General features: G+C 67.8%; 24 protein-coding genes and 1 pseudogene. 13 read left to right on the top strand and 12 right to left on the bottom strand.

The window, feature by feature from the left end; translation table 11 throughout:
* Positions 1-13: 13 nt before the first annotated feature.
* The 4 genes from fdh3B (at position 14) to TSO5_RS24495 (ending at position 2,726) form a co-directional block, all read left to right on the top strand.
* Positions 14-691 (top strand): formate dehydrogenase FDH3 subunit beta, encoded by a 678-nt coding sequence (gene fdh3B, locus TSO5_RS24510; protein ID WP_109154080.1) that lies wholly within the window; start codon positions 14-16, stop codon positions 689-691.
* Positions 692-693: 2 nt separating this feature from the next.
* A complete protein-coding gene (locus tag TSO5_RS24505; RefSeq protein WP_136705271.1) occupies positions 694-876 on the top strand; it encodes a hypothetical protein in 183 nt (60 codons plus the stop codon).
* Positions 877-901: 25 nt separating this feature from the next.
* Complete coding sequence (locus tag TSO5_RS24500) at positions 902-1,942, top strand: formate dehydrogenase subunit gamma (protein WP_247870950.1); 1,041 nt, start codon at positions 902-904, stop codon at positions 1,940-1,942.
* Between the two features lie 94 nt (positions 1,943-2,036).
* Entirely contained in the window at positions 2,037-2,726 is a 690-nt protein-coding gene (locus TSO5_RS24495) for a class II aldolase/adducin family protein (RefSeq protein ID WP_109154077.1), read from the top strand.
* Between the two features lie 13 nt (positions 2,727-2,739).
* Here TSO5_RS24495 and TSO5_RS24490 read toward each other — a convergent pair whose 3' ends face one another.
* From TSO5_RS24490 to TSO5_RS24445, 10 genes are all read right to left on the bottom strand, one after another.
* The gene (locus TSO5_RS24490; protein ID WP_247870949.1) at positions 2,740-4,743 is read right to left on the bottom strand and encodes a HAMP domain-containing sensor histidine kinase; all 2,004 of its coding nucleotides are present in this window, start codon (positions 4,741-4,743) and stop codon (positions 2,740-2,742) included.
* Between the two features lie 199 nt (positions 4,744-4,942).
* Complete coding sequence (locus TSO5_RS24485) at positions 4,943-5,746, bottom strand: class III extradiol ring-cleavage dioxygenase (protein WP_109154075.1); 804 nt, start codon at positions 5,744-5,746, stop codon at positions 4,943-4,945.
* Positions 5,747-5,915: 169 nt separating this feature from the next.
* Positions 5,916-6,395 (bottom strand): F0F1 ATP synthase subunit B, encoded by a 480-nt coding sequence (locus tag TSO5_RS24480; protein ID WP_109154074.1) that lies wholly within the window; start codon positions 6,393-6,395, stop codon positions 5,916-5,918.
* The gene (locus tag TSO5_RS24475; RefSeq protein ID WP_109154073.1) at positions 6,392-7,042 is read right to left on the bottom strand and encodes an ATPase; all 651 of its coding nucleotides are present in this window, start codon (positions 7,040-7,042) and stop codon (positions 6,392-6,394) included. Before TSO5_RS24475 ends, TSO5_RS24480 begins: the two co-directional genes overlap by 4 nt.
* Before the next feature lie 94 nt (positions 7,043-7,136).
* Entirely contained in the window at positions 7,137-7,361 is a 225-nt protein-coding gene (locus TSO5_RS24470; RefSeq protein ID WP_012973363.1) for an ATP synthase subunit C family protein, read from the bottom strand.
* 80 nt (positions 7,362-7,441) lie between these two features.
* Positions 7,442-8,185, bottom strand: coding sequence for a F0F1 ATP synthase subunit A (locus TSO5_RS24465; protein ID WP_109154072.1), 744 nt, complete (start codon positions 8,183-8,185; stop codon positions 7,442-7,444).
* A 12-nt stretch (positions 8,186-8,197) separates the two neighbouring features.
* Positions 8,198-8,566, bottom strand: a complete 369-nt coding sequence (locus TSO5_RS24460) for an AtpZ/AtpI family protein (RefSeq protein ID WP_109154071.1) — start codon at positions 8,564-8,566, stop codon at positions 8,198-8,200.
* Positions 8,567-8,829: 263 nt separating this feature from the next.
* A complete protein-coding gene (locus TSO5_RS24455) occupies positions 8,830-9,444 on the bottom strand; it encodes an SCO family protein (protein WP_109154070.1) in 615 nt (204 codons plus the stop codon).
* Between the two features lie 73 nt (positions 9,445-9,517).
* Positions 9,518-11,707: a bacteriohemerythrin gene (locus TSO5_RS24450; protein ID WP_109154069.1), complete on the bottom strand. Its 2,190-nt coding sequence runs from the start codon at positions 11,705-11,707 to the stop codon at positions 9,518-9,520.
* 228 nt (positions 11,708-11,935) lie between these two features.
* The gene (locus TSO5_RS24445; protein WP_109154068.1) at positions 11,936-12,691 is read right to left on the bottom strand and encodes a PhoH family protein; all 756 of its coding nucleotides are present in this window, start codon (positions 12,689-12,691) and stop codon (positions 11,936-11,938) included.
* Between the two features lie 765 nt (positions 12,692-13,456).
* On the opposite strand from TSO5_RS24445, the gene minC reads away from it, so the two are divergent.
* The 8 genes and pseudogenes from minC to dgcA all read left to right on the top strand — a co-directional run bounded on the left by minC (position 13,457) and on the right by dgcA (position 21,766).
* Positions 13,457-14,236: a septum site-determining protein MinC gene (gene minC / locus TSO5_RS24440; protein ID WP_109154067.1), complete on the top strand. Its 780-nt coding sequence runs from the start codon at positions 13,457-13,459 to the stop codon at positions 14,234-14,236.
* 94 nt (positions 14,237-14,330) lie between these two features.
* Positions 14,331-15,146, top strand: a complete 816-nt coding sequence (gene minD, locus TSO5_RS24435) for a septum site-determining protein MinD (RefSeq protein WP_085088446.1) — start codon at positions 14,331-14,333, stop codon at positions 15,144-15,146.
* A pseudogene (gene minE, locus TSO5_RS24430) lies at positions 15,143-15,391 on the top strand (cell division topological specificity factor MinE); the annotation flags it as partial. The gene minD and the pseudogene minE, both read left to right, overlap by 4 nt.
* 379 nt (positions 15,392-15,770) lie before the next feature.
* Positions 15,771-17,156, top strand: coding sequence for a CRTAC1 family protein (locus TSO5_RS24425; protein ID WP_109154065.1), 1,386 nt, complete (start codon positions 15,771-15,773; stop codon positions 17,154-17,156).
* A gap of 242 nt (positions 17,157-17,398) precedes the next feature.
* Complete coding sequence (locus TSO5_RS24420; RefSeq protein ID WP_109154064.1) at positions 17,399-17,923, top strand: PAS domain-containing protein; 525 nt, start codon at positions 17,399-17,401, stop codon at positions 17,921-17,923.
* Between the two features lie 28 nt (positions 17,924-17,951).
* Positions 17,952-19,256 carry a methyl-accepting chemotaxis protein gene (locus TSO5_RS33730; protein WP_282183531.1) on the top strand — a complete coding sequence of 435 codons (1,305 nt, stop codon included), beginning with the start codon at positions 17,952-17,954 and terminating at the stop codon, positions 19,254-19,256.
* A 391-nt stretch (positions 19,257-19,647) separates the two neighbouring features.
* The gene (locus TSO5_RS24410) at positions 19,648-20,694 is read left to right on the top strand and encodes a methyl-accepting chemotaxis protein (RefSeq protein ID WP_109154062.1); all 1,047 of its coding nucleotides are present in this window, start codon (positions 19,648-19,650) and stop codon (positions 20,692-20,694) included.
* A gap of 79 nt (positions 20,695-20,773) precedes the next feature.
* Positions 20,774-21,766 carry an N-acetyl-D-Glu racemase DgcA gene (gene dgcA, locus TSO5_RS24405; RefSeq protein ID WP_109154061.1) on the top strand — a complete coding sequence of 331 codons (993 nt, stop codon included), beginning with the start codon at positions 20,774-20,776 and terminating at the stop codon, positions 21,764-21,766.
* Positions 21,767-21,946: 180 nt separating this feature from the next.
* Here the strand turns inward: dgcA and TSO5_RS24395 are convergent, their stop codons facing one another.
* Complete coding sequence (locus TSO5_RS24395; RefSeq protein WP_109154059.1) at positions 21,947-22,357, bottom strand: 4a-hydroxytetrahydrobiopterin dehydratase; 411 nt, start codon at positions 22,355-22,357, stop codon at positions 21,947-21,949.
* A gap of 150 nt (positions 22,358-22,507) precedes the next feature.
* Between TSO5_RS24395 and TSO5_RS24390 the strand changes: the two genes are divergently transcribed.
* Positions 22,508-23,113 carry a uracil-DNA glycosylase gene (locus tag TSO5_RS24390; RefSeq protein WP_109154058.1) on the top strand — a complete coding sequence of 202 codons (606 nt, stop codon included), beginning with the start codon at positions 22,508-22,510 and terminating at the stop codon, positions 23,111-23,113.
* On the opposite strand, the gene TSO5_RS24385 is transcribed toward TSO5_RS24390, so the two are convergent.
* On the bottom strand, positions 23,103-23,762 hold the full coding sequence (locus TSO5_RS24385) for a methyltransferase (RefSeq protein ID WP_109154057.1): 660 nt from the start codon (positions 23,760-23,762) through the stop codon (positions 23,103-23,105). The genes TSO5_RS24390 and TSO5_RS24385 overlap by 11 nt on opposite strands.
* Between the last annotated feature and the right edge of the window lie 201 nt (positions 23,763-23,963).

Genomic DNA, 23,963 nt, shown 5'->3' with positions numbered 1-23,963 from the left:
GGGAGTTTGAACCATGGCCCGGATGAAATTCCTGTGCGACGCCGAGCGCTGCATCGAGTGCAACGCCTGCGTCACCGCCTGCAAGAACGAGAACGAGGTTCCCTGGGGCATCAACCGCCGCCGCGTCGTCACCATCAATGACGGCAAGCCGGGGGAGCGGACGATCTCGGTCGCCTGCATGCATTGCTCCGACGCGCCCTGCAAGGCGGTCTGCCCGGTCGACTGCTTCTATCAGACCGCCGAGGGCGTGGTCCTGCACAACAAGGACCTGTGCATCGGCTGCGGCTATTGCTTCTACGCCTGCCCGTTCGGCGCGCCGCAATATCCGCAGGCCGGCAACTTCGGCACCCGCGGCAAGATGGACAAGTGCACCTTCTGCTCGGGTGGTCCGGAGGCCGACAATTCGGAGGCGGAGTTCAAGAAGTACGGCCGCAACCGTCTGGCCGAAGGCAAGCTGCCGCTCTGCGCCGAGATGTGCTCGACCAAGGCGCTGCTGGCCGGTGACGCCAACGTGGTGTCGGACATCTACCGCGAGCGCGTGGCCGCCCGCGGTTTCGGCTCCGGCGCCTGGGGCTGGGGCACCGCCTACCAGACCAAGTCCGGTCAGGAGCGCGGCCAGCCCGGCGGTTCGCTGTTCCAGGGCACCGGCGGTCCGGCCGGCGGCCCGCCGGTGCAGAAGCAGGGGCTGTGACGGTGACGCGCCTCGTCCTGCTGGCGTTCGGCGCCGCGATCCTGCTGGCCGGTTGCCAGGAGGACGGGGCGCCGCGCCCGGTCCATCTCGACAAGGGTGTCTACCAGGGCGCGGCCGACACGCCGCTGACCGCCGAGCAGGTGCGGGCGCTGCAACAGCGCACCGCCTATCAGGCTGTGCGATAGGGAGCGTCCGATGGAAGGTCATCGCATGAAGTCGGCTCTTGCCGCTCTGCTGCTCGGGATCGGGTTTGCCAGCAGCGTCGCGCTGCCGGCCGCCGCCCAGTCCAGTGTCCGCGTAGGCGGGCCGGTGGCGGAGCAGCAGGTCGACCGTGACGGTCCGCTGGTGCCGACACAGATCCCGGGCCAGAGCTTGGGCGACACCTGGCACGGCATCCGGCTGGGGGAACAGGGCACCGTCTCGATCCCCAACAAGCAGGCCGGCGTCCTGATCCAGTCGGAAGGCGAGGCGTGGCGTGCCGTGCGCAACGGACCGCTCAGCCAGTATGGCTCCTGGGTGCTGGGCGGCATCCTGGCCCTGTTGGCGCTGTTCTTCCTGGTTCGCGGGCGCATCCGCATCGACGGTCAGAAGACCGGCCGAACCATCCAGCGCTTCAACGCCTTCGAGCGTGGTGTGCATTGGATGACCGCCGGCAGCTTCGTCGTGCTCGCCATCTCCGGGCTGAATGTTCTCTACGGCCGGTTCACGCTGCTGCCGCTGATCGGACCGGAGCCATTCGCCGCCCTGACCCATTATGGCAAGCTGGCGCACAATTTCCTCGGCTTCGCCTTCATCCTGGGCGTGGTGCTGATCTTCGTCATGTGGGTCGGGCACAACATCCCCTCGCGCCATGACCTGACATGGTTCCTGAAGGCGGGCGGCCTGTTTTCCAAGGGCGTCCACCCGCCGGCACACAAGTTCAACGGCGGCCAGAAGGTCATCTTCTGGTCCACCGTCGTCGGCGGTGCTGCGCTCGGCTTCACCGGCGTGCAACTGGTCTTCCCCTTCAGCTTCGCCACGCTGGAGGAGCTGCAGCTCTACCAACTGGCCCATGCCGCCATTGCTGTTATCATGATTGCCATCATCCTGGCGCACATCTACATCGGCTCCATCGGCATGGAAGGCGCCTTCGACGCCATGGGAGACGGTCAGGTCGAACTGCAATGGGCGCGCGAGCACCACTCGCTGTGGGTCGAGGAGGTCACCGGCGAGAAGGTGCGCCACGGCCACCACGGTACGCCGGCGGAGTAGGGGGCTTTGTGGGGGGATGGGTTCGTCGTCCCCCTTGACCCTTTCCGCACTCCATGGCCCCCTTGGCGCTCCCACCATCCCGGATGCGCCCGCCATGACCAACCACCTTGCCGAACGCCAAGCCGTGATCGACGGCTGCCTCGCCATGAACCGGCTGGGCGTCAACCAGGGCATGTCGGGGAACCTGTCGCACCGGATCGACGGCGGCTTTCTCGTCACGCCGACCAGCATGCCCTATGACGCCATGGCTCCGGCCGACATCGTCGAGATGGGCTTCGACGGCACCTATCTCGGCAGCCGCCGCCCCTCGTCGGAATGGCGTATCCACCGCGATATCCTACGGGCGCGGCCCGACGTGACGGTCGTCCTCCACGCCCACCCGACCTTTGCCACCGCGCTGGCGGTGCATGGCCGCGGCATTCCGTCCTTCCATTACATGGTGGCGCTGGCCGGCGGCGATTCGATCCGCTGCGCGCCCTACGCCACCTTCGGCACACAGGAGCTGTCCGACCACGCGCTGGCGGCGCTGGAGGGGCGGCTGGCCTGCCTGCTGGCCAATCACGGCATGATCGTGCTGGGCACCACTGTGCAGTCCGCCCTGTCGCTGGCGGTCGAGGTGGAGACGCTGGCCCGCCAGTATCTCTTTGCTCAGCAGTTCGGCGAACCTGTGATTTTGCCGGCCGACGAGATCGCGCGGGTGGCGGAGAAGATGCGGCGGATGAAATACGGCCAGCCGATCGACGACGGCGACGCGCCGGAAGACACCGCACGCCCCCGCTACTGATCCGCGCGCCCGGTTACGGTCCGATCTGCGTCATTGACGCGCTGGTGGCGAGATGCCCGGCCGGCTTGAGGCTGGCGACGCGCAGCAGCGGCTTGGCGTTGCCGACCGCTTCCACCTGCAGCGGACGCTCTTCCGCCGGCGGTTCATAGACGGCGGGCAGGGCGATGGTGATGCGGGTGCCCTGGCCGGGTTCGCTCGCCACCTCGATGTCGCCGCCTAGCATGGCGGTGTAGTGCCCGACCAGCGTCAGCCCCAGCCCGGCGCCGCGCGGTTTGCCCTGGCCGCGCGTCGCCACCGCGCCGTTGCCGGCGCCTTGGACGAAGGGCTGGAACAGCCGGCCGGTCTGGGCGGTGGGGAAGCCACGGCCGGTGTCGGCGACGGTGAAGCGGTACCAGCGGGCGCCCTCGCGTTCCACCCTCTCGGCCGACAGGGTCACCGTCCCGTCCTGGGTGAACTTGCAGGCATTGTCCAGCAGGTTCAGCAGGGTCTGCCGCACCTTGGTGAAGTCGGAATGCATCTGGCCGAGTCCGCCCGGCGCCGACAGGTCCAGCGCATTGCCGTAGAGGTCGGCAGCCGGCATCGACCGTTCGCGCGCCTCGGTCAGCAACCGGTTGATGTCGAAATCCTGCAGACAGACATCCATCGCCCCGGCCTCGACCTTGGCGTAATCGAGGATGGCGTCGACCAGGGTCGTCAGCTGCTCGCCGGTCCACTGGATATGCTCGACGTCGGTCGCCAGCTCGTCGACGCCCAGCCGGTGCAGGTCGGTCATTAGCGTTTGGCTGGCATTGACGATCTCGGTCAGCGGCCCGTGCAGTTCGTGGCCCATATTGACCAGGAAGTCGCTCTTGGCCCGGCTGGCGGCCTCGGCCATCGCCTTCTCGCGCAGCAGGCGGGTGTGTTCGACCTCCGCCTCGCGACGCTCGCGGTCAGTGTCCTCGGCGGTGCCGCGCAGCGCTTCCACCGCGCGGGCCATGGCGGCGATCTCGTCCTGGCCGGTCAGCGCCGGCAGGGTGACATCGGTGCGGCCGGCGGCCAGCGCCGTCACCGCGTTCGCCATCGTCCTGACCGGAACCGCGACGCTGCGCTGGACCAGCCACAGCGCGACGAGCCCGGCCAGCAGGATCAGGCCGCCGATCCATAGCGCGACGTTGGTGTAGCCGGACAGGCCGTTGCCCAGCGTGCCGCGCAGAGCCTGGGTGCCGGCCTCCGCCCGCCGGCGGATCTCGCCCAGATTGGCTGCGATGCCGGCCGCGTTGGCCGCCATCGCCTCGGCGCGCAGATTGTCTTCCTCGACCACCGAGGATTCGATGGCCGTCAGCACACCGCCCGCCTTCGCCAGCAGGGCGGTCACCTCGTCGATGGCCTGCTTGGTGCCGGGCACCCACAGGTAGCGGTTCATCTCCGCCAGCCGGTCACGGGCGACAGCCAGCTGGGCGCGCATCGCCTCGGCATCCTGGGGATCGCGGCGGTCGATATAGCGGGTCAGATGCTCCTGCATCAGCAGGGTGGCGATGGCGGCGTCGCTGGCAAGCGCGGTCGAATCGACCCCGCCGGCATTCTTGAGCTGGTTAAGCTTCTGGCGGGTCTCGGCGACCAGAGGTTCCAGAACGCCGGTCATCTGGCCGTTGCGGTCGCCGCGCAGGGCGATCAGCTTCTGCACCGCCGCCCAATAATCCTCCAGCGCGGCGCGGGCCTTGTCGACGCCCTGCCGATCCGCCGTCTCCACCACGCCCTTGGCCAGCGCGTCGAGCCGCTCGCGCAGCGTGTCGTGCCGCCACGAGGCGTCGAGGAGGCTCTGGTCGTCGCCGTAGGTCAGATGGTCGCGCACCGCGACCTCCAGGTCGCGCAGGCTGACGTCTGCGTCGGCCGCGACCTGGGACAGGTCGGCGCGGCCGGAGAAGGCGCCGATGTCGCGTGACACCGCGTAAAACCAGCTGAGCCCGACCAGGGCCAGCAGGACCACCAGCCCAAGCGCGATGCCGAAGCCCGCGCCCACCCGCGCCGACACGGTCATGTCGCGGAATCGGGTCCGGCGGCCGCTCCGGGACAGAATGCCGTTCCGCTTCACACCGACTCCCGCTCGCGCTGTGCCTGACGATTCCCGCGTCCGACCGGCCACAACCAATGAGCGGCCGGTCGCCGCGCGGCGCGGATTGTAGCTTGGCTATCCCCTCAGGCAAACAGACAAGTGTGCGACGGAGTACCGCCAAAGATCAGGCGGCATCGGTGTCGGGGGAGGAGAACGCGTAGGCATGCATGCCCAGGCTGCCATGTTCGAAGCCGGCATGCAGCCGCTCGGTCCTCGGCCGAGCCCCGGCGGCGCCGAGAGCCACCGGCAGCGGCAGGAAATGTTCGTCCGTCGGATGGGCGCGGCGGGCGTCCGGACTGGCGTCGAGCCAATTGCCGAGCGCTTCGGCATCGCCGGCCTCCAGCGTCCTGTCCAGCCAGCCGGCGAAGCCGGTCGCCCAGGGGGCGGCGCTGGTGCCGCCGAAGCGGAACTCCCGCAGGTTGTGCACCGCGCCGCCGCTGGCGAGGATCAGCACGCCCTCCCGCCGCAATGGGGCGAGCGCCCGGCCGAGAGCGATGTGGTCGGCGGCGCTGCGGCCGGGCATCACCGACAGCTGCGCCACCGGGATATCGGCCTCGGGATACATCAGCATCAGCGGGACCCAGGCGCCGTGATCCAGCCCCTGCGACGGATCGACGACGGCTCCGGTCAGCTCCGCCACCCGCCCGGCCAGCGCCGGTGCGCCCGGTGCCGGGTAGCGCATGCGGTAGAGCGCATCGGGGAATCCATAGAAGTCGTGGACGGTCTCCGGCGCCGTCGCTCCGCTGACCGCCGGCACCCGGGTGGTCCAATGGGCCGAAACCGCGAGGATTGCGCTCGGGCGTCCAAGCCTGCGGCCCAACCCGGCCAGGAAGTCGCGTCCGGCGCTGGTCTCCAGGATCAGCGTGGGGGCGCCGTGGGAAACGAACACGGACGGGAGTGGGGCAGGAAGCGGGTTGATATCGGACATCGGTGAACGGAACTCCGGCCGGGCGATAGGGGAGGGCAGAGGAGGAGTGGCGACCGTTCCATTCGAGCAAAGAAAAACCCCGGCGCATAGGCCGGGGTTTTTCTAAAGTCCGTTGTCCACGCTGCAACAATCGCTGCCGCGGAACCCGGTTGACCGATCGGGGGACCGATCAGTGCAGATGCTTCGGCAACTCGCCGATCGACTGCTCAATCAGCTTGTCGGCCTGGGCGGCGGGCAGGCCACCGGACAGGACGCGCTTGCTGGCGCCGATGGCGATGTCGACCGTCAGGTTGCGGACCTCGGCCAGCGCCGCGGCTTCCGCCTGGGCGATGCGGTCCATGGCCTGGGTCTCGCGACGCTTCAGCGACGCTTCGAGGTCGCTGCCGGCCTGGCTGCGCAGGCGGGCGGCTTCCTCGCGGGCATGGGCCAGAACGGCCTCCGCTTCCTTCTGGGCGTCGGCCAGACGGCTCTGGTAGCCGTTCAGCAGAGCCTGTGCGTCCTTGTGGAGACGCTCGGCCTCGTCCAGTTCGGAGCGGATGCGCTCGGCACGGCCATCGAGCATGGTGCCGATGGCAGCCGACGCCTTCTTCCAGACCAGGGCCACGAAGATGACGAAGGCGATTGCTACCCAAAATTCAGGTGCGTTCATCCCCGGCGCTCCTCAAGCACGGCCGCGACGGCGGCATCCGCCTGGGCCTGATCGACCTCGACGCCGGCCAGACGGCCGGTGATGTCGCGGACGATGCCGGTCGACTCGGCGCGGATGTTGGCCAGAGCCTGTTCCTTCGCCGCGGCGATGGAGGCTTCGGCATTGCGCAGGCGTTCGGAGATGTCGGCGTTCAGCTGGGCCTGACGGGCCTGGTTGTTCGCCTCGATCTCGGCGCTGGCCTCGGCGATGACGCCTTGGGCCTGGCTGCGGGCGCCGGCGAGGGACTTCTCGACCTGGGCCAGGATGGCCTCGGCCTCTTCCTTCAGCTGAGCGGCCTTGGCGAGATCGCGCGAGATGCGCTCCTGCCGCGCTTCCAGAACCTCAGCCACGCGCGGGAGCGCCTTCTTGGACATGAGGTAGTAGAGAACGCCGAAGGTCAGAGCCAGCCAGAAGATCTGGGTCGGGAAATTGGCGGGATTGAGCTGCGGCAGGCCGCCGGAAGCGTGCTCGCCGCCGTGCGCCGCGTCCGGAGCGTGCTCCGCCGCGGCCGCCAGGACGGTGCCGGCCATCGTGGTGAGGGTAGCGAGCGAAGCGCCCGCCACTCCCGACCAGCGGGCCAGCCGGCCTTTGGCCAACAGGTTCGGCATGATCGGTCCCCCTAGGCAAAGGAGCGGCGCCGAAACTCCGATCAGGAAGCCCGGCGCCGCGTCAGAGCTGTTTTTTTAAAAAGCCGCTCTGGCCTTAGGCGAACAGGATCAGGAAGGCGATCAGCAGGGCGAACAGCGCGACGGCTTCCGTCAGCGCGAAGCCCAGAATGCCGATCGGGAAGACCTTCGGCTGGACGGCCGGGTTGCGGGCGATCGAGCCGATCAGCGTCGAGAAGATGTTGCCGATACCCAGGCCGACACCGGCGAGGGCGATAACGGCAAGACCGGCACCGATGAACTTGGCGGCTTGAGGATCCATAGTACTCTCTTCCTCTAGGTAAGGGTGAACTTGTTGGAACTGTTTGGTGAACTCAGGGTCCGGCCAGCGCCGGGAGCGGCTTAGTGCAGCTCCAGGGCGTCGCGGATGTACAGGCAGGTCAGGATCGAGAAGACGTAGGCTTGCAGGAAAGCCACCAGGAACTCGAAGCCGGTCAGGGCGACGTTGATCGCCAGCGGAACGAGGCCGGTGACGAAGCCCAGCGCGCCCATGCCGCTGATCATCATGACCGTGAAGCCGGCAAAGACCTTCAGCATCGTGTGACCCGCCATCATGTTGGCGAAAAGTCGGATCGAGAGGCTGACGGGGCGCATCACGTAGGAGATCACCTCGATCGGGATGAGGATCGGGGCGAGCGCGATCGGAGCGCCATGCGGCATGAAGAAGGAGAAGAAGTGCAGGCCGTGCTTCATCAGGGCCAGGATGGTCACGAACACGAACACCGTCGCCGCCAGCGCAAACGTCACGATGATGTGGCTGGTGAAGGTGAAAGTGTACGGGATCATGCCGATCATGTTGCCGATCAGCACGAACATGAAGATCGAGAACACGAACGGGAAATAGGGGCGGGCGTCGTGGCCGGCGTTGTCGCGCACCAGGTTCGCGACGAACTCGTAGAACATCTCGGCCAGCGACTGCAGGCGGCCCGGAACCATCGACTTGTTCGCCACGCCCATGACCAGCAGGGCGTAGATCGCCGCCACGGCCACGACCATGAAGAAGGCCGAGTTCGTGAAGGACACGTCGTAGCCGCCGAGCACGATCTGGAACAACGGGTTGATTTGGAACTGGTGCAGCGGATCCAAGGTCGTCCTCGCTCAGTGTGCGTCGCCGTCTTGGCGCTCGTTGTCGTCCCCAGTGGGCCGGCGGTAGCCGGCGGCGATGCCGAAGCCGGTGACGGCCCGGTAGACGTTCAGGACTCCCGCCGCAGCCCCCAGGAAGAACATGACGATCAGTCCCCAGGGCGCGGTGCCGAGCCAGCGATCGAGCAGAAGCCCGCCGCCGACGCCGACGATCATGGCCGCAACCAGTTCAGTCCCGATGCGCCAGGCGGTGGCGAGAGCGCCCTGCGGCGGACGGTGGTATTTGCTACCGGGTCCGCCCGACCAGCCGCGTTGTCCCTCACGCGCCTTACGCAACCGGGCTTCGAGGTCATCCAAGGGATCGGGGGGCGATTTGTTGTTCATTCCGCCTCTCAATCACTCTTGGCTCGCAGCCATGCGAAAGCGGCGAGACCATACGGTCGGGGCGTTACCCTGTCAAGTCGCAAAACCTGTGGTGTAAGTCTTTGAAAGATAAGGAAAAGGGCCGAAAACTCGCGGATTTTGCCGCGGTGCGGCGCGATGTCCCGCTCCAGCATGCGAAAAAACCCGGTGGTATGACCGCTTTTCAGGGTTTTTTCGCCGCTTTTCACCCGGTCCGGGGCCGGTCCGCCCCCGGTCCGCTTGATTCAGCCCGCGATGCGGGACGACAGATCCTGCACGATCTTGTCGGCGGTGGTACCGCCGGGATACACCCCGACGAACTTACCGTCCGGCCCCATCAGGTAAATAAAACTGGAGTGATCCATCAGGTAGTCGTCGGCTTTTCCGTCCTTTTGCGGCGCCTTGGCATAATAGACGCGATAGGCGCGCGCCGCCTCCCGCACCTGCTCCGGCGTGCCGGTCAGGCCGACCAGCCGGGGGTGGAACAGGCTCACATAGTCCTTCATGTGCGCCACAGTGTCGCGGTCCGGGTCGATCGTGATGAAAATCGGCTGGACCTGCTCCGATTTCGGCCCCAGCTGGTCGAGCGCCTGGGTCATCACCCCAAGTTCGGTCGGGCAGACATCCGGGCAATAGGTATAGCCGAAATAGATCAGCATATACTTGCCGCGGAAGTCGGCGTCGGTGACCGGCTTGCCGGTGTGATCGGTCAGCGTGAAGGGACCGCCGATCGGCACGGCGGACTTCGTTCCGCTTTCCACCGTGGTGGCGGCGTTGCGCACCTGCCACCAGGCGATCCCGGCGGATACGGCGATGGCGAGGACGGAGGCGGCGGCGATGCGCAGGATTCGTGTCTTCATGGTCCGTCAGGAATGGGGCCGTCCGCAGCCGAGGTCAAGGGGGTGCGGCGCCATCGCCTAGCCGACGCTCCGGTCAGGCCGCCTTCGCCTCCATGTTGCGGCCCGTTGCCGCCAGATGCTCGCCGATCCGCTTGTCGGCGCGCTGGATATGCTCGAACAGCCATTCGCGCAGCAGCGCCAGCAGTTCGTCCGCCACGGAGTCGCCGGCGTCCAGACGGCGGCGCAATTCGCCGGCACGGGTGCGCAGAGCCTCGTGCTGAGCCTTGTGGGCGGTGATGTCGGGGTAGGCGCACTGGTCCATCAGCCGCTCCTCCTGCTCGAAATGCAGGACGGTGTAGGCCAGCAGCCGGCCGACGGCCTCGCCCAATGCCCGGCGGTTGCCGCCCTCCCGCCCCTTCGGCCCGGCCTTGGCCTGCTGGGCGAGAGAGGCCGCCTCGTTCATCAGGGCGATCAGAATCATGTGGTCGGTGTCGATCACCTCCTCACCCACCGCAAGGCTGTCGGTCCAGGGCATGAACAGCTCCGACCCTTCCGACGGCGCATCATGCAGGGCGGTGAGCGGCGCGGAGTTGATCGCCCCGACATTGACCAGGAAGGCATCGACCATGCCGCGCAGCCCCTGTGCCTGCTGCGACAGACCGCCGGCGGCTACCAGCAGGGCGTCGGCCGACCGTTCGGTCTCCAGGGCTGCGCCGGACACGGCGTCGATGCTGGTGGAGACCTGCCGGGTGCCCTCCGCCGCCTCGCCGGCGCTGCGGGCGATCTCGCCGGTGGCGGCGCCCTGCTGCTGGACGGCGGCGGCGATCGAGGTGCCGATCTCGTCGCTGCGGGCGACGATGGTGCCGATCTCGCGGATGGCGGCGACGGCGGCACGCGTCGCCTCCTGCACGTCGGCGATATGGCGGGCGATCTCCTCGGTGGCCTTCGCGGTCTGGTTGGCCAGCGTCTTCACCTCGCCGGCGACCACGGCGAAGCCCTTGCCCATCTCGCCGGCGCGCGCCGCCTCGATGGTGGCGTTCAGCGCCAGCAGGTTGGTCTGCCCGGCGATGCCGGCGATCAGGTCGGCCACCTCGCCGATCTTCTGGGCGGCCTGGCCCAGCCCGTCGATCCGCTCGCCCGCCTTCTGCGACGCCTCCACCGCCTGGGTGGAGATGGCCGAGGAGGTCACCACCTGCTCGCCGATCACGGCGATGGAGCCGGTCAGCTGCTCCGCCGCCGAAGCGACGGTCTGCACGCTGCTGGAGGCCTGCTGCGAGGCGCTGGCGACGGAGGTCGCCTCGCGCCGGTTGCGGTCGGCGGTGGCGGACAGGGCGCGGGCGGTGGTCTCCAGCGTGCCGACGGCGCTGCCGACGGTGCGGATCGTCTCGGCGATGGTGGCGTCGAAGCGGTCGGTCAGCCGTTTCAACGCCTGGGCGCGCTGTTCGGTCACGCGATGCTCGATCTTCTGCCGCTCCCAATGGCCGGCGAGGTCGATCTGCTGGACGCGGAAGATTTCGACCGTGCGGGCCATGGCGCCGATCTCGTCGCCGCGTTTCAGGCCGGGCACCGCGATCCCGCTGTTGCCGCCGGCCAGGTCCTGCATGACGTGGCCCAGCCCGTCCAGCGGCCGGACGATGGCCCGGCTGACCAGCAGCGCCAGCAGCACCGCCGCCAGCGCGATCAGCAGTCCGGTGCCGGCCAGCCTCAGCGCGGCCTGACGGAAGGCGACGTCGACGTCGTCGATGTAGATGCCGGACCCGATCAGCCAGCCCCAGGGGGCGAAACCCTTCACGTAGGACAGCTTCGCCACCGGTTGAGCCGATCCCGGCTTGGGCCAGAGATAGTCGACGAAGCCGGCGCCGTCGGCCTTCACCACCCGGACGAACTCCTGGAACAGCAGCTTGCCGTTGGGATCGGCGTTGCGCGACACGTCGGTGCCGTCCAGCTCCGGCTTGATCGGATGCATGATCATACGCGGGGCGAGGTCGGTGATGAAGAAATACTCGTCGCCATCGTGGCGCAAGGCCTTCAGCGCGGTCTTGGCCTTGTCCTGCGCCTCGGCACGGGGGAGGGTGCCGGCGCGCTCCTGCGCCTCGAAATGGGCGATCAGGCTGTGGGCGACCTCGACGACGTTGCGGGTCTTGTCCTGGCGATCGGCCATCATCTCCGCGCGCAGGCCGATCAGGCTGACCACGGCCACCAGGATCAGCCCAAGGCAGGCCGCAGCCAGGATCAGTGCGATCTTGCCCTTGATGCTGATGCGTTCGAACAAGGCAACGGTCACGGCGGCAACCCCCTCCGGCAACGAGACGGCGATGTCCCTAAAATTTTGTGGACTTTTGCCGGATGAGAGCGGGTCGTCAAGCGGAATTGTTTGCGTATCTTACGTTACGTTCAACGGAATGTCATAATTGCAACCATAGTTGGGTGTGCCTCGCGAAAGGGGCGGCCGCATTGTGCGGGAGGCGGCGCGAACGCGCCTCCCGCACAACCACGGGACGACGACGTACCGTCAGAGCACCGTCAGCATGCTGGCGACCAGCGGGTGGCGGACGATGTCCTTCTCCGTCAGACGGGCGACGGCGATTCCCTCCACCGCCTCCAGCCGGCGGGCGATGTCGGCCAATCCGGACAGGTTGTCCAGCAGGTCGGTCTGGTCGGGATCGCCGGTCAGCACCATGGTGGAATGCCAGCCCAGCCGGGTCAGCAGCATCTTGATCTGGGCATAGGTGCAGTTCTGCGCCTCGTCGATCACCACGAAGGCGTTGTTCAGGGTACGACCGCGCATGAAGCCGACCGGGGCGATCTCGATGGTGCCGTCGGCCATCATCGTGCGCAGCCGCTTGGATCCCAACCGGTCGGTCAGCGCGTCGTAGAGCGGGCGCAGGAAGGGCGCCATCTTCTCATGCATGTCGCCGGGCAGGTAACCGATGCTCTCGCCCGCCTCGATGGCCGGGCGGGACAGGACGATGCGGTCGACGCTGCCCGATTCCAGCGCCTCCACCGCCGACGAGATGGCGATGTAGGTCTTGCCGGTGCCGGCCGGCCCAAGCGCCACCACCAGATTGTGCGTCTTGATGGCGTCCATCAGAAGCTTCTGGTTGGGGTTCTGCGGCTTCACCTTGCGGAGATAGCTCTGGTCGCGGCGATCCTCGCTCCCACCGAGCGGATCCCAGCCGAAGGCGGCGGGGGCGTTCATACCGGGGAAAAGCGGGTGGACGGTGGAGTCGCCCGCCGCGGCGATGCCTTTGCTCGAACGCTTGGCCATGTCGCATCTCCTCGAATGGTGGGGGTGGCGCCGGATTTGGACACAAAAAAGCCTCCCGCAGGGGGGAGGCTCGATCGGTCGCATGGATGCGCGGTGATGAGTGCTTCGCCGGGCACTGCGGCCGGTTGCCGTGCCGGGTCCGGACATGCCGGTGCGGGCCGACGGGGGAGGTGCTCTATGGGCGAAACAAGGTGCAAGAGAACCTCGTCGTCGTTGAAAGCCACGCAACCTGACTGTACCGGTCATAACGCGCGGCGTCAGGCAAAATTGCGGCCGACGCAAAATATTCATACCAGATGTGGTGTGGGTGCCGCAGGAAAGCCGCCAGGGCGGGGTTGGTAACCCTTTCCGCCGAGGCGGACCGGCCGCGGGATAGCCTTCCGGCGGAGGCGGCCGAAAGGCTTTGCCGCTGTCGCGGGCTTTCATTACTATAGTCGGTCACGGGGGAAATCGAAAGTCATGTTGCAACCCTGGCCTGTCCACCGCGGTGGCGGGCTGCGATCCCAGGTCGCCGCATCCGGCGGTGGCCGGGGAGGGTGGGTGTTTGCCTGGCGTTCGCTCAAGGGCGGCAGGCGGCGGCGCGGCTTTCGATTGTCACCCCGGCGGACGGGGAAACTCTTGAATCCGACCGGTGTGGACGGCTAGAAGGCGCTGATTGGCTGGCTCGATGCCGGGGCTGCGCAACGGCGGTTCCGGGGCGGTTCCGGGCGCATGAGTGAACCGGAAGCACGGCACGGGGCGGCAGGAACGAACGGGAAGGCTACGGTGAGCAGCGCCAGTCAGGTCGCCGAACGGGATGCGCCGTTCCAGTTGCGGGGCAATTCCTTCACCATGATGGTGCTGAAGGTTTTCGCCCCGACATCGCCGGATTTCTTCACCCAGCTGAACGTCAAGGTGCGGCAGGCACCCAACTTCTTCCGCAACGCGCCGGTCGTGCTGGATTTCGACGACCTGCCGGAGAACATCGTCTTCGATCTTGGCGCCTTCGTGGCCCAGGTGCAGGCGCTGCAACTGCTGCCGGTCGGCTTCCAGGGCGGGCCGCAGCCTGTGCGCGAGGCGGCGATGACGGTCGGGCTGACGCCGATGCCGTCGGGCCGCGCCGCCAAGCTGGAAGAGGTGGTGAAGGCCCCCGACCCGCGGCAGCAGGACCCGCAACAGCAGGGGCAGACCCCGATTCCGGCGCCGCAGGTGCTGATCGAGGTCGTCCACCGCCCGACCGTGGTGGTGACCGAGCCGGTGCGCTCCGGCATGCGGGTCTATGCCGAGAAGACCGACCTGATCGTCACCAGCTCCGTCTCTCCGGGGGCGGAGCTGCTGGCCGACGGAAACATCCATGTCTACGGTGCGCTGCGCGGCCGGGCGCTGGCCGGCTTCTCCGGCGACAGCAACGCCCGCATCTTCTGCCACAGCCTGGAGGCGGAGGTGCTATCGGTCGCAGGCAATTATCGTGTCAGCGAAGACATCGGCAGTGACTTTTACAAGAAAGCCGTGCAGGTTTTCCTGCGCGACGGCGTCCTCAGCATGGACCTGCTGAAGACCGCCTGAGAGTTGAAGCGACGGAATCTTGTCCGAAGGCGACAATCTTCGGACAATGTTTGGTATCGGTGAAGGCAACTTTGGGATTATGGGAGAGGCTCCGTTGAGCAAGATCATCGTCATGACCTCCGGCAAGGGCGGTGTCGGCAAGACGACCTCGTCCGCGGCCTTTGCGACCGGGCTGGCGCTTCGCGGCTTCAAGACGGTCGTCATCGATTTCGACGTTGGCCTGCGCAACCTTGACCTGGTGATGGGTTGCGAGCGCCGGGTGGTCTTCGACTTCATCAACGTCATCAATGGCGAAGCGAAGCTGAACCAGGCGCTGATCAAGGACAAGCGGATCGAGAACCTGTACATCCTCCCGACCTCGCAGACGCGCGACAAGGACGCGCTGACCCGCGAGGGGGTGGAGAAGGTGCTGAACGAGCTGTCGAAGGAATTCGACTACATCCTGTGCGACAGCCCGGCCGGTATCGAGCGCGGCGCCCTGATGTCGCTCTATTTCGCCGACCACGCGATCATCGTCACCAACCCGGAAGTCTCGTCGGTGCGCGACAGCGACCGCATCCTGGGCGTGCTGAACTCGCGCTCGCGCCGGGCTGAGCAGGGGCTGGAGCCGGTGACGCAGCAGCTGCTGCTGACCCGCTACGACCCGGAGCGCGTCGAGCGGGGCGAGATGCTGAAAGTCGACGATGTGCTGGAGATCCTGGCGATCCCGCTGCTCGGCGTCATTCCGGAAAGCCAGGCGGTGCTGCGCGCTTCCAACGTCGGCATGCCGGTGATCCTGGACGAGGTCTCCAACGCCGGTCTCGCCTATTCGGACGCGGTCGGCCGTTTCCTGGGCGAGGACATCGAGCATCGCTTCGTCACCCCCCAGAAGAAGGGCCTGTTCAGCCGGCTCCTGCGGAGGAGCGCATGAGCATTTTCAACTTCTTCCGCGCGGCCCCGCGCGCATCGGCCGTCCAGGCCAAGGAGCGTCTGCAGATCGTCATGGCGCACGAGCGCGCCGGGCGCAGCGGACCCGACTATCTGCCGATGCTCCAGCAGGAGCTGCTGGCGGTCATCGCCAAATACGTCAACATCGACGAGAACAAGGTCGAGGTGAAGCTCGACCGCGGCGGCGACTGCTCTACGCTGGAGGTCAACATCGAACTGCCGGCGCGGGAGCAGGCCAAGGCCGCGGCGGCGGCAAAGGCGACGGAAAAGCCGGCCGGCAACGACGATGCCGGGGCCAAGCGTGCGGCCGGCAACTCCGGTGCGAAGAAGCGGATCTGAACGCCCCCGTCGTTCGAGCATTCGAAATCCTTCTGGCGAAATCCCTCCGGCGTCACCGCGCCGGGGGGATTTTGCTTTCCGGGGAAACGGCCGCCCGGCCTGGATCCGGGCTGCGGCATCGGGCATAGGCCGTCCCTGATCCTCCGTCCGGGTTTACGGCCGGGCGGGGACGGGGTATCAACAGGGATACACCGCTCGAAAGCCCAATGGCTCCAAAGGCCTGTTGCGGGCGGCGAGGGCGGACCGACCACGGGACAAGAGGGTGCATATGTTCCTCGATTGCTCGTCGCTGCTCGCCGAGAACCCGCCGCGGCCGTCGAACGGGATTGCGGTCACGGACGTCGACGGCGACGGCGCCTTCGAGCTGGTCGTGGCCGGCTACCGCACCGCCAACCTTGTCCTGAAATGGGTCGACGGCCGTCTGGTCGATATCGCCACCCCGCTGATCGCCGATCCCTCCAGTCCCGCCATGGGGCTGGCTGCCGCCGACATCGACGGCGACGGGCGGGAGGAGCTTTACGTCGTCAATTGCGACCGCGTCACCGGTGCCAAGGACATGGCCGACCGGCTCTTCGCCTGTTTCGGCAAGCATTGGCTCGATCTGTTCGCCCAGACGGAGAATGCCGGGGCGGCCAACCACACCGCCGCCGGCGCGGTGGCGGCGCTCGACCGCTGGGGACATGGCCGCTACGGCTTTCTGGTGGCGACCGACGGCGGGCCGCTGCGCCTCTATGAGCTGACCCGGCGCGGCCGGCTGGAGGATGGGGCGGAGGAGGCCGGTCTGGACTCCATCGGGGCGGCACGTGGCGTCGTCACCCTGCCGATCGTCTCCGACCATATGGATGTGGTGACGGTGAACGACGGCGGCCCCAACCAGCTGTTCCGCAACCTGGGCGACGGCAATTTCGAGGAGATCGCCGAGGAGCGCGGCATCGCCGATTCGCGCCCGTCCGGACGCGGGGTCGCGGCGCTGGACGTCGATGGCGACGGGCTGTTCGATCTGGTGGTCGGCACCTGGGACGGGGCGCAGCGCCTGTTCCACCAGCGCATGGGCGGCGCCTTCATCGAATCGGCCGGCGCTGATCTGTCGATGCCCGGCCGCATCTTCACCGTCGTCGCCGCCGATTTCGACAATGACGGCTATGAGGAGCTGTTCTTCCACGCCCACGGCGAGCCCAACCGCCTGTTCGGTTGGCGCAACGACCAGTGGCAGGAGCTGGAGTTGGGCGACGCGGCGGAGCCGAAGGGGCTGGGCACCGGCGCGGTCGCGGCCGACATCGACGGCGACGGCCGTCTGGAGCTGGTGCTGGCGCATGGCACTGCCCATGACGGACCGGATGCCGTGGCGCAGCCGCTGTCCATCTACCGTCCGGCCGCCTCGCACAATGGATGGCTGCGCGTGCAGCCGCTGACCCCCTACGGTGCGCCGGCGCGCGGCGCCGTCGTCAGCCTGACCGCGGGCGGGCGCCGGCAGCGCCGGATCGTCAATGCCGGGTCCGGCTATCTCTGCCAGGGCGAGCCGGTGGCGCATTTCGGGCTGGGCGCGCTGCATGAGGTGGAGCAGGTCGAGGTGCGCTGGCCCGACGGCACGGTGGTCACGGTGGACGACCCGCCGGCCGGCCGGCTGCTGACCATCCCCTATCCGCCGGAGTAGGTGGATTTCATCCGACCGGATGATGGCCACCCAAATATTTCGGCACCGCAATGGGTAGGGTCTTTCCTGATAGCTTCCGTCACATTAAAGTGCTTTTCGTTACGGCGCCCGCGGTGCGGGGCATCGCGTGGCATGTCGATCCGGAAATAATCCGTTCCTGCCGCCCGATTCTCGCCGTGATTTAGCGCAGGCGGGACCGCACGGGTCTGGGCGGGTCTGGGAAGCGGGAGACCGGAAGGCACATGGCACGACGCGACGTCCCCCTGACGGGGGTGGAACGCTTCTTCGACCCGGATGAAGTCATCGTTTCCAAGACCGATCTGAAGGGGCGGATCACCTACGCGAACCGGGTGTTCCAGCAGGTCGCCGGCTATGAGGAGGCCGACCTGATGGGCGCCCCCCATTCCATCGTCCGCCATCCCGACATGCCGCGCTGCGTCTTCAAGCTGCTGTGGGACACGCTGGCGGCGGGCAAGGAAATCTTCGCCTATGTGGTCAACCGCGCCCGCAACGGGGACCATTACTGGGTCTTCGCCCATGTCACGCCCAGCTTCGACGCCGAAGGGCGGGTGATCGGCTATCACTCCTCCCGCCGGGTGCCGGAACGGGCGGCGCTGGACAAGGTGATCCCGCTCTACCGCCAGCTTCTGGACATCGAGAACAGCCATGCCGACCGCAAGAAGGGGATGGAGGCGGGCTTCGCCGCCGTCCTCGCCCTGCTGGCGGAGAAGGGGATCGGGTATGACGAATTCGTCTTCTCCCTCTAAGTCGTCCTCCCCCAAGGCGTCCTCCCCCATGGCGTCGTCGCTGACGCGGGCCGGCGGCTTGGCGATGCTGGGCGGGGTGGCGCTGGCGGCGTTGCTGACGGTTGACCTTCTGGGGATCGGCGGCATCGCCCTGCGCGCCGGGCTGGCCGTGGCCGGGCTGGCGGCGATCGGCGGGGCACTGCTGTTACTGCGCCGCGCCTGTGCGGTGGTGGACCAGCTGACCCTTGTGAACCGCGCGGTCGCCGCCGGCGATTTCGAGGCGCGGGTGATCGGCATCCGCGAGGGAGGGGCGCTGGGCGAGCTGATGCACGCCACCAACGACGCCATCGACCGCACCGACGCCTTCGTGCGCGAAGCGACCGCCTCCATGCACGCGGTGTCGGAACACAAATATTTCCGCCGGATCGTTTTGCGCGGCATGCAGGGCGGCTTCCTGCACGCCAGCCGCACCATCAATGCGGCGACCGAGAGCATCTCGCAGAAGGTGACGGGCTTCGCCGGCGTGACCCAGCGCTTCGAGGGCCAGATCCAGAGCGTGTGCAGCGAGGTGGCCGACACCGCCCACCAGCTGGAGGTCTCCGCCCGCACCATGGAGACGGACGCGACCCAGGCCACCGGCAAGGCGTCGTCGGTCGCGGCCTCCGCCGCCCAGACCGGCAGCAATGTCGGCAGCGTCGCCGCCGCGACGGAGGAGCTGTCCGCCTCCATCGCCGAGATCGCGCGCCAGATCGGCGAGGTCGCCCAGGTGGCGGAAAACGCGGCGGGCGAGGCCGAGCGCTCCAACGCGCTGGTCGGCAACCTGTCCGGCGCGGCGCGGACGGTGGGCGACGTCATCACCCTCATCAACGACATCGCCAGCCAGACCAATCTTCTGGCGCTGAACGCCACCATCGAGGCGGCCCGTGCCGGCGAGGCGGGGAAGGGGTTCGCCGTCGTGGCGCAGGAGGTGAAGCGGCTGGCCGACCAGACCGCCAAGGCCACCGGCGACATCGCCGCCCAGATCGCCGGCATCCAATCTTCAACCGAGGAGGCGGTGGGCGCCATCGTCGGCATCGGCCGCACCATCCAGTCGATCAACCAGATCGCTTCCGGCATCAGCGCCGGGATCGAGCAGCAGGGCTCCGCCGTGCGCGAGATCGTCGTCAACATGGAACAGGCCGCCGCCGGCACCCGTGCGGTGTCTGACGACATCCGCGAGGTCACCGACGCCGCCGGCCGCACCAGCGGCACCGCGCACGAGGTGTTCGCCGCGTCCGAACGCATGGCCGCCGAGGCCGACCGCCTGACCCGCGAGGTCCAGCGTTTCCTGGACGAAATGCACCGCGTGGCCTGACCGCTTTCCCGCCGGGCATTTTCCGCGGTGCAGTGATGCGCTCCGCATCAACTGCCCGGCGAATGTGCACAGCATGTGCATGGGATTTTGCAATGCGGAATTGATCTGGCGTGTTGCGGCTCAAACAGGAATTTTTATTGCGAATTTGCGGAGAATCCGTGTTACGTGCCCGCAACATGGATGCCGCGCTGATGGCAAGTTCGCAACCTGTTGAGCAACCTGACGCCAGCATGCCCGCTGTTTCAGCAGCTTAACCGTACAACTCCCCCGAAATGCCGGATGGCTCCCTGTCATCCGCGGCCAGGCGCCGCGGAAGCCGGCAGGGCGGGCCGGTCACGGGGCGCCGGCGACCGTTGGCACGGCTTTTGATTTGGAGGATGCAGGGACGGTCATGACGGGGGACAAGACGATGAGCATGGCGGGCACCGATCTGTTCGAGCTGTCGCGGGGCGTGCTGGATGTTGCCTCGAAGAAGGTGTCCTTGATCGAGGACATCACCCGGCGCACCAAGATGTTGGCCATGAACGCCCTGATCGAGGCGGCGCGGGCCGGCGACGCCGGGCGCGGCTTCGCCGTCGTCGCCAACGAGGTGTCGGAGATCTCTACCCAGGTCAACAGCATCACCAAGGAGCTGCGGTCGGAGATCGTCGCCCGCGTCGACCATCTGACCACCACCGGCAGCGCCATGGTGCAGGAGATGCACGGCAAGCGGCTGGCCGACCTGTCGCTCAACATGATCGAAATCATCGACCGCAACCTTTATGAGCGGTCCTGCGACGTGCGCTGGTGGGCCACCGACAGCGCCGTGGTCGATTGCGCCGCCGATCCGACGGAGGAGGCGCGCCGCCATGCCTCGCGCCGGCTGGGCGTGATCCTGGAATCCTACACCGTCTATCTCGACCTGTGGATCGCCGACCGCAGCGGCACCGTCATCGCCAACGGCCGGCCGGACCGCTATCCCGGTGCGCGCGGCGCCAACGTGTCGGACGAGCCGTGGTTCCGGCAGGCGCTGGCCACCCGCAACGGCGGCGAGTTCACCGTCGGCGACGTCGCCCGCAACCGCAGCCTGGACGACCGTGTCGTCGCCACCTATGCCACCGCGATCCGCCGCGATGGCGAGGCGGACGGCGACGCCATCGGCGTGCTGGGCATCTTCTTCGACTGGGAACCCCAGGCCGCCGCGGTGGTCGAGGGTGTGCGGCTGGAAGCCGGGGAGCGGGAGAAGTCGCGCTGCCTGCTGCTCGACGCCCGCCACCGGGTGATCGCCTCGTCCGACGGCCGCGGCCTGCTGACCGAGACGGTGCCGCTGCGCCGCAGCGCCACCACTATGGGCCACTACATCGACGACAGGAACCGCATCGTCGGCTATGCCCTGACCCCCGGCTACGAGACCTACAAGGGCCTTGGCTGGTACGGCGTCATCATTCAGGACCGGTGATCCTGCCGACTTGAGTATCGCCTTCGGGGACGGGGCCGGGATACACTCCCGGCCCTGTTCCGTTTCGGGGTTCGCGATCATGTCCGCCCAGCAGCTGACCGTCCGTCGGGAGACCTTCCCCATCCGCGGCGCCTTCCGCATCTCGCGCGGGGCCAAGACCGAAGCCGCGGTGGTGGTGGCGGAGGTGACCGACGGCCCCCACCGCGGCCGTGGCGAATGCGTGCCTTATGCCCGCTATGGCGAAAGCGTCGACGAGGTCGTCGCCGCGCTGGAGGCGATGGCCGACGCGGTGGCCGGCGGGCTCGATCGCGAGTCGCTGGCCCGGCAGATGCCGGCGGGTGCCGCCCGCAACGCGCTGGACTGCGCCCTGTGGGACCTGGAGGCCAAGCGCAGCGGAGTGCCTGCCTGGAAGCTCGCTGGGCTGGCCGAACCACCGGGGCCGCTGGTCACCTGCTACACGCTGAGCGTGGACGAACCCGAGGCGATGGCCGCTGCTGCCCGCGACCGGGCGCCGCGCCATCCGTTGCTGAAGATGAAGCTGACGGGGGAAGGCGACCTCGACCGCGTCCGCGCTGTCCGCGCCGCCGCACCGTCCGCCCGGCTGGTGGTCGATGCCAACGAGGGCTGGACACTGGACCAGCTCCACCAGTTCGCCCCGGTTCTCGCCGGGCTTGGCGTGGAGATGATCGAACAGCCGCTGCCCGCCGGCCAGGACGAGGCGTTGCGCGGAGTCGATTGCCCGGTCCCGCTCGGCGCCGACGAATCCTGCCATGGGCTGGAGTCGCTCGACCGTCTGCGCGGGCTCTATCGGGTGGTGAACGTCAAGCTGGACAAGACCGGCGGCCTGACCGAGGCGCTGGCGATGACCCGCGCCGCCCACGCCATGGGCTTCGAGGTGATGGTCGGCTGCATGGTGGCGACCTCGCTCGCCATGGCGCCGGCGATGCTGGTGGGGCAGGGCGCGCGCTATGTCGACCTGGACGGCCCGCTGCTGCTGGCCCGCGACCGGGAACCGGGGCTGGTCTATGACGGCGCTGTGGTCCAGCCGCCGGTGGCGGAGTTGTGGGGGTAGGGGCAGCACTTTGCCCCCTCCCTAACCCTCCCCCGCTCTCGGCCGGCCGAAGGCCGGTCCGATCGCGGGAGAGGGGACTGCCGCCGCTCCGCGCTACACTCCCTCTACCGCCGAAGGCGGGGGAGGGAAGGGGCCCACGCTGCCAAGCGTGGGAAGGGAGGGGGCACAGACGCTTCCCCCTCACGCCCCCTGCACATAAGGCGGCGGCGGAGTCCCCACCGATGCCGGTACATAGGGCGCATCGGCGAGCCCATTGACCTTCGCCGCCATCACGAAGTCGTTCTCGTGCAGCCCCCTGATCTTGTGGGTCCAGAAGGCGACCGAACAGTGGCCCCAGCCATAGCGGATCTCCGCGTGATGGCCTTCCGCTTCGCAGAGGTTGCCGACCTGAACGGCGAAGGCCTGGGCCTGGGCGAAGTCCGGAAACTTGAAGTCGCGTTCGATGCGGTCGGGATCCTCCTTCAGGACCCAGCCCGGCACCTGCACCAGATAGGAGGCGGCCATCGCCCGGTCCATCGGCGGTATTCCGCCGCGGCAGGGCTCGCAGGTCTTGCCCGCCAGTTCCTGCGTCGTCGGTGCTTGCGGTGTCATCCCGATCTCTCCCTTGTTTGTAGGCTGGTGTTGGTAGGCTGGACGGTCTGGGCTAGAACCTCACCGCCTACAAGCTTGGGGTCGGGCCGATGCTTCGGCAAGCCCGGCTCCTCGACTGCACCCATTGCCGGGAATTTGGGAAGCGATCCGATGACTGACCTGCGCACCGACATGCCCTTCGCCGACTACCAGTATCCGACCAAGCCGGTGGACGGGCCGCGGCTCGCCATCGTCGGCGAGGCGCCGGGGGCGGAGGAGGCGCGGCAGGGCACCCCCTTCGTCGGCCGCAGCGGCAAGCTGCTGGACGAGTCGCTGGCCGCCGTCGGCATCGAGCGGGCGGAATGCCTCGTCGCCAACGTCTTCCGTTACCAGCCGCCCGGCAACAAGGTCGGGCACTTCTTCTCCTCGCGCGCCCGCGCCCGCAAGGAGGGGCGGGAGATCGACGAGAGTTGGGGCGCCTTCGGCACGTCGGACCGGCTGCTGGCCGAGTTCGCCAGCGAGATCGAGCATTTGCGCGCCACCCTGGCCGACTACCACCCGTCGGTGATCGTCGCGCTGGGCCGCACCCCGACCTGGGCGCTGACCGGGGAGAACGGCATCCTGCAATTGCGTGGCAAGGTGCTGCCCTGCCGCCTGCTGGACGGGGTGGAGGTGGTGCCGACCTTCCACCCCAGCTACCTGCTGCGCGGCCAGCTGGTGGAACAGCCGGCCTTCCTGGCCGACCTGCGGCTGGCCGTGTCCCGCCTTACCCGTTAGGAAGCAGCCGCCAGATCGTCGTTTCGCGCGTCTCCCGATCCTCCAACTCCAGCGAGGTCGGGACGGTGTAGGTCGCCACCTTCTCGATGCCGTCGGCGGGGGCATAGGCGCGGCCAGGATCGCCCAGCAGCACCAGCGTGCCGGTGGCGGCGACCTCGCGCAGCCATGCCGTCACCCGCTCCGCCATCGGCTTCTCGTAACAGACGTCGCCGGCCAGCACCACGTCGATGCCCGGCAGGGGGCGGCCGACCAGATCGGCACTGACCGGCTTGACCTCCACCTCGTTGGCCTCGGCGTTCAGCGCGATGGCGGCGAGCGAGAAGCGGTCGATGTCGCAGGACTGGACCCGCGCCGCCCCGGCCTTCATCGCGGCGATGCCGACCAACCCGGTGCCTGCGGCAAAATCGAGCACGGACTTGCCGGCCACCAGCTCCGGCCGGTCGAGCAACAGCCGTGCCACAGCTTGTCCGCCCGGCCAAGCGAAAGCCCAGTATGGCGGTGGCAAATTCGTGGCGGCCAAGGTCTCCTCGGTCGCCTGCCAGAGTGGCGTGACCTCGGTGGCAAGATGAAGCTGGATTTCCGGCAGCAGCGGGGTGGTCGTCAGCGCCGTGTTGTCGCGGACGAAATCTGGCGGGGATGCATTGTTCATACGAGGATTCCCAAGGGACTCCGCTGTTGGGGGGAGGGCGGTCGATGGCTTTTGAATGTTACATAATTCAAACGGTGTAGACACAGCTGCAAACCCGTGTTACCCGTTCTGCCAAGGGGAAAACAGAGGGATTGGGGGAGTCATGCGGCAGAGGGGAACCGCCATCGGCCTTTCGTTTGCGGCTTTGATCGCGCTCAGCCC

Origin of the sequence: Azospirillum sp. TSO5 (assembly GCF_003116065.1) — a bacterium.
Lineage (GTDB): Bacteria > Pseudomonadota > Alphaproteobacteria > Azospirillales > Azospirillaceae > Azospirillum.
The sequence above is the reverse complement of the archived record's forward strand: the minus strand, read 5'-3'. Positions and strand labels throughout refer to the sequence as shown.

Coding starts and splice junctions, on each gene's coding strand:
- TSO5_RS24495 (WP_109154077.1), top strand. CDS start 2,037: ATGACCAACCACCTTGCCGAACGCCAAGCCGTGATCGACGGCTGCCTC.
- TSO5_RS24485 (WP_109154075.1), bottom strand. CDS start 5,746: ATGTCCGATATCAACCCGCTTCCTGCCCCACTCCCGTCCGTGTTCGTT.
- TSO5_RS24470 (WP_012973363.1), bottom strand. CDS start 7,361: ATGGATCCTCAAGCCGCCAAGTTCATCGGTGCCGGTCTTGCCGTTATC.
- TSO5_RS24395 (WP_109154059.1), bottom strand. CDS start 22,357: ATGACACCGCAAGCACCGACGACGCAGGAACTGGCGGGCAAGACCTGC.
- TSO5_RS24425 (WP_109154065.1), top strand. CDS start 15,771: ATGTTCCTCGATTGCTCGTCGCTGCTCGCCGAGAACCCGCCGCGGCCG.
- TSO5_RS24480 (WP_109154074.1), bottom strand. CDS start 6,395: ATGAACGCACCTGAATTTTGGGTAGCAATCGCCTTCGTCATCTTCGTG.
- fdh3B (WP_109154080.1), top strand. CDS start 14: ATGGCCCGGATGAAATTCCTGTGCGACGCCGAGCGCTGCATCGAGTGC.
- dgcA (WP_109154061.1), top strand. CDS start 20,774: ATGTCCGCCCAGCAGCTGACCGTCCGTCGGGAGACCTTCCCCATCCGC.
- TSO5_RS24455 (WP_109154070.1), bottom strand. CDS start 9,444: ATGAAGACACGAATCCTGCGCATCGCCGCCGCCTCCGTCCTCGCCATC.
- TSO5_RS33730 (WP_282183531.1), top strand. CDS start 17,952: ATGGCGTCGTCGCTGACGCGGGCCGGCGGCTTGGCGATGCTGGGCGGG.
- TSO5_RS24385 (WP_109154057.1), bottom strand. CDS start 23,762: ATGAACAATGCATCCCCGCCAGATTTCGTCCGCGACAACACGGCGCTG.
- TSO5_RS24490 (WP_247870949.1), bottom strand. CDS start 4,743: ATGACCGTGTCGGCGCGGGTGGGCGCGGGCTTCGGCATCGCGCTTGGG.
- TSO5_RS24500 (WP_247870950.1), top strand. CDS start 902: ATGAAGTCGGCTCTTGCCGCTCTGCTGCTCGGGATCGGGTTTGCCAGC.
- TSO5_RS24410 (WP_109154062.1), top strand. CDS start 19,648: ATGACGGGGGACAAGACGATGAGCATGGCGGGCACCGATCTGTTCGAG.
- TSO5_RS24420 (WP_109154064.1), top strand. CDS start 17,399: ATGGCACGACGCGACGTCCCCCTGACGGGGGTGGAACGCTTCTTCGAC.
- TSO5_RS24475 (WP_109154073.1), bottom strand. CDS start 7,042: ATGCCGAACCTGTTGGCCAAAGGCCGGCTGGCCCGCTGGTCGGGAGTG.
- TSO5_RS24445 (WP_109154068.1), bottom strand. CDS start 12,691: ATGGCCAAGCGTTCGAGCAAAGGCATCGCCGCGGCGGGCGACTCCACC.
- TSO5_RS24460 (WP_109154071.1), bottom strand. CDS start 8,566: ATGAACAACAAATCGCCCCCCGATCCCTTGGATGACCTCGAAGCCCGG.
- TSO5_RS24390 (WP_109154058.1), top strand. CDS start 22,508: ATGACTGACCTGCGCACCGACATGCCCTTCGCCGACTACCAGTATCCG.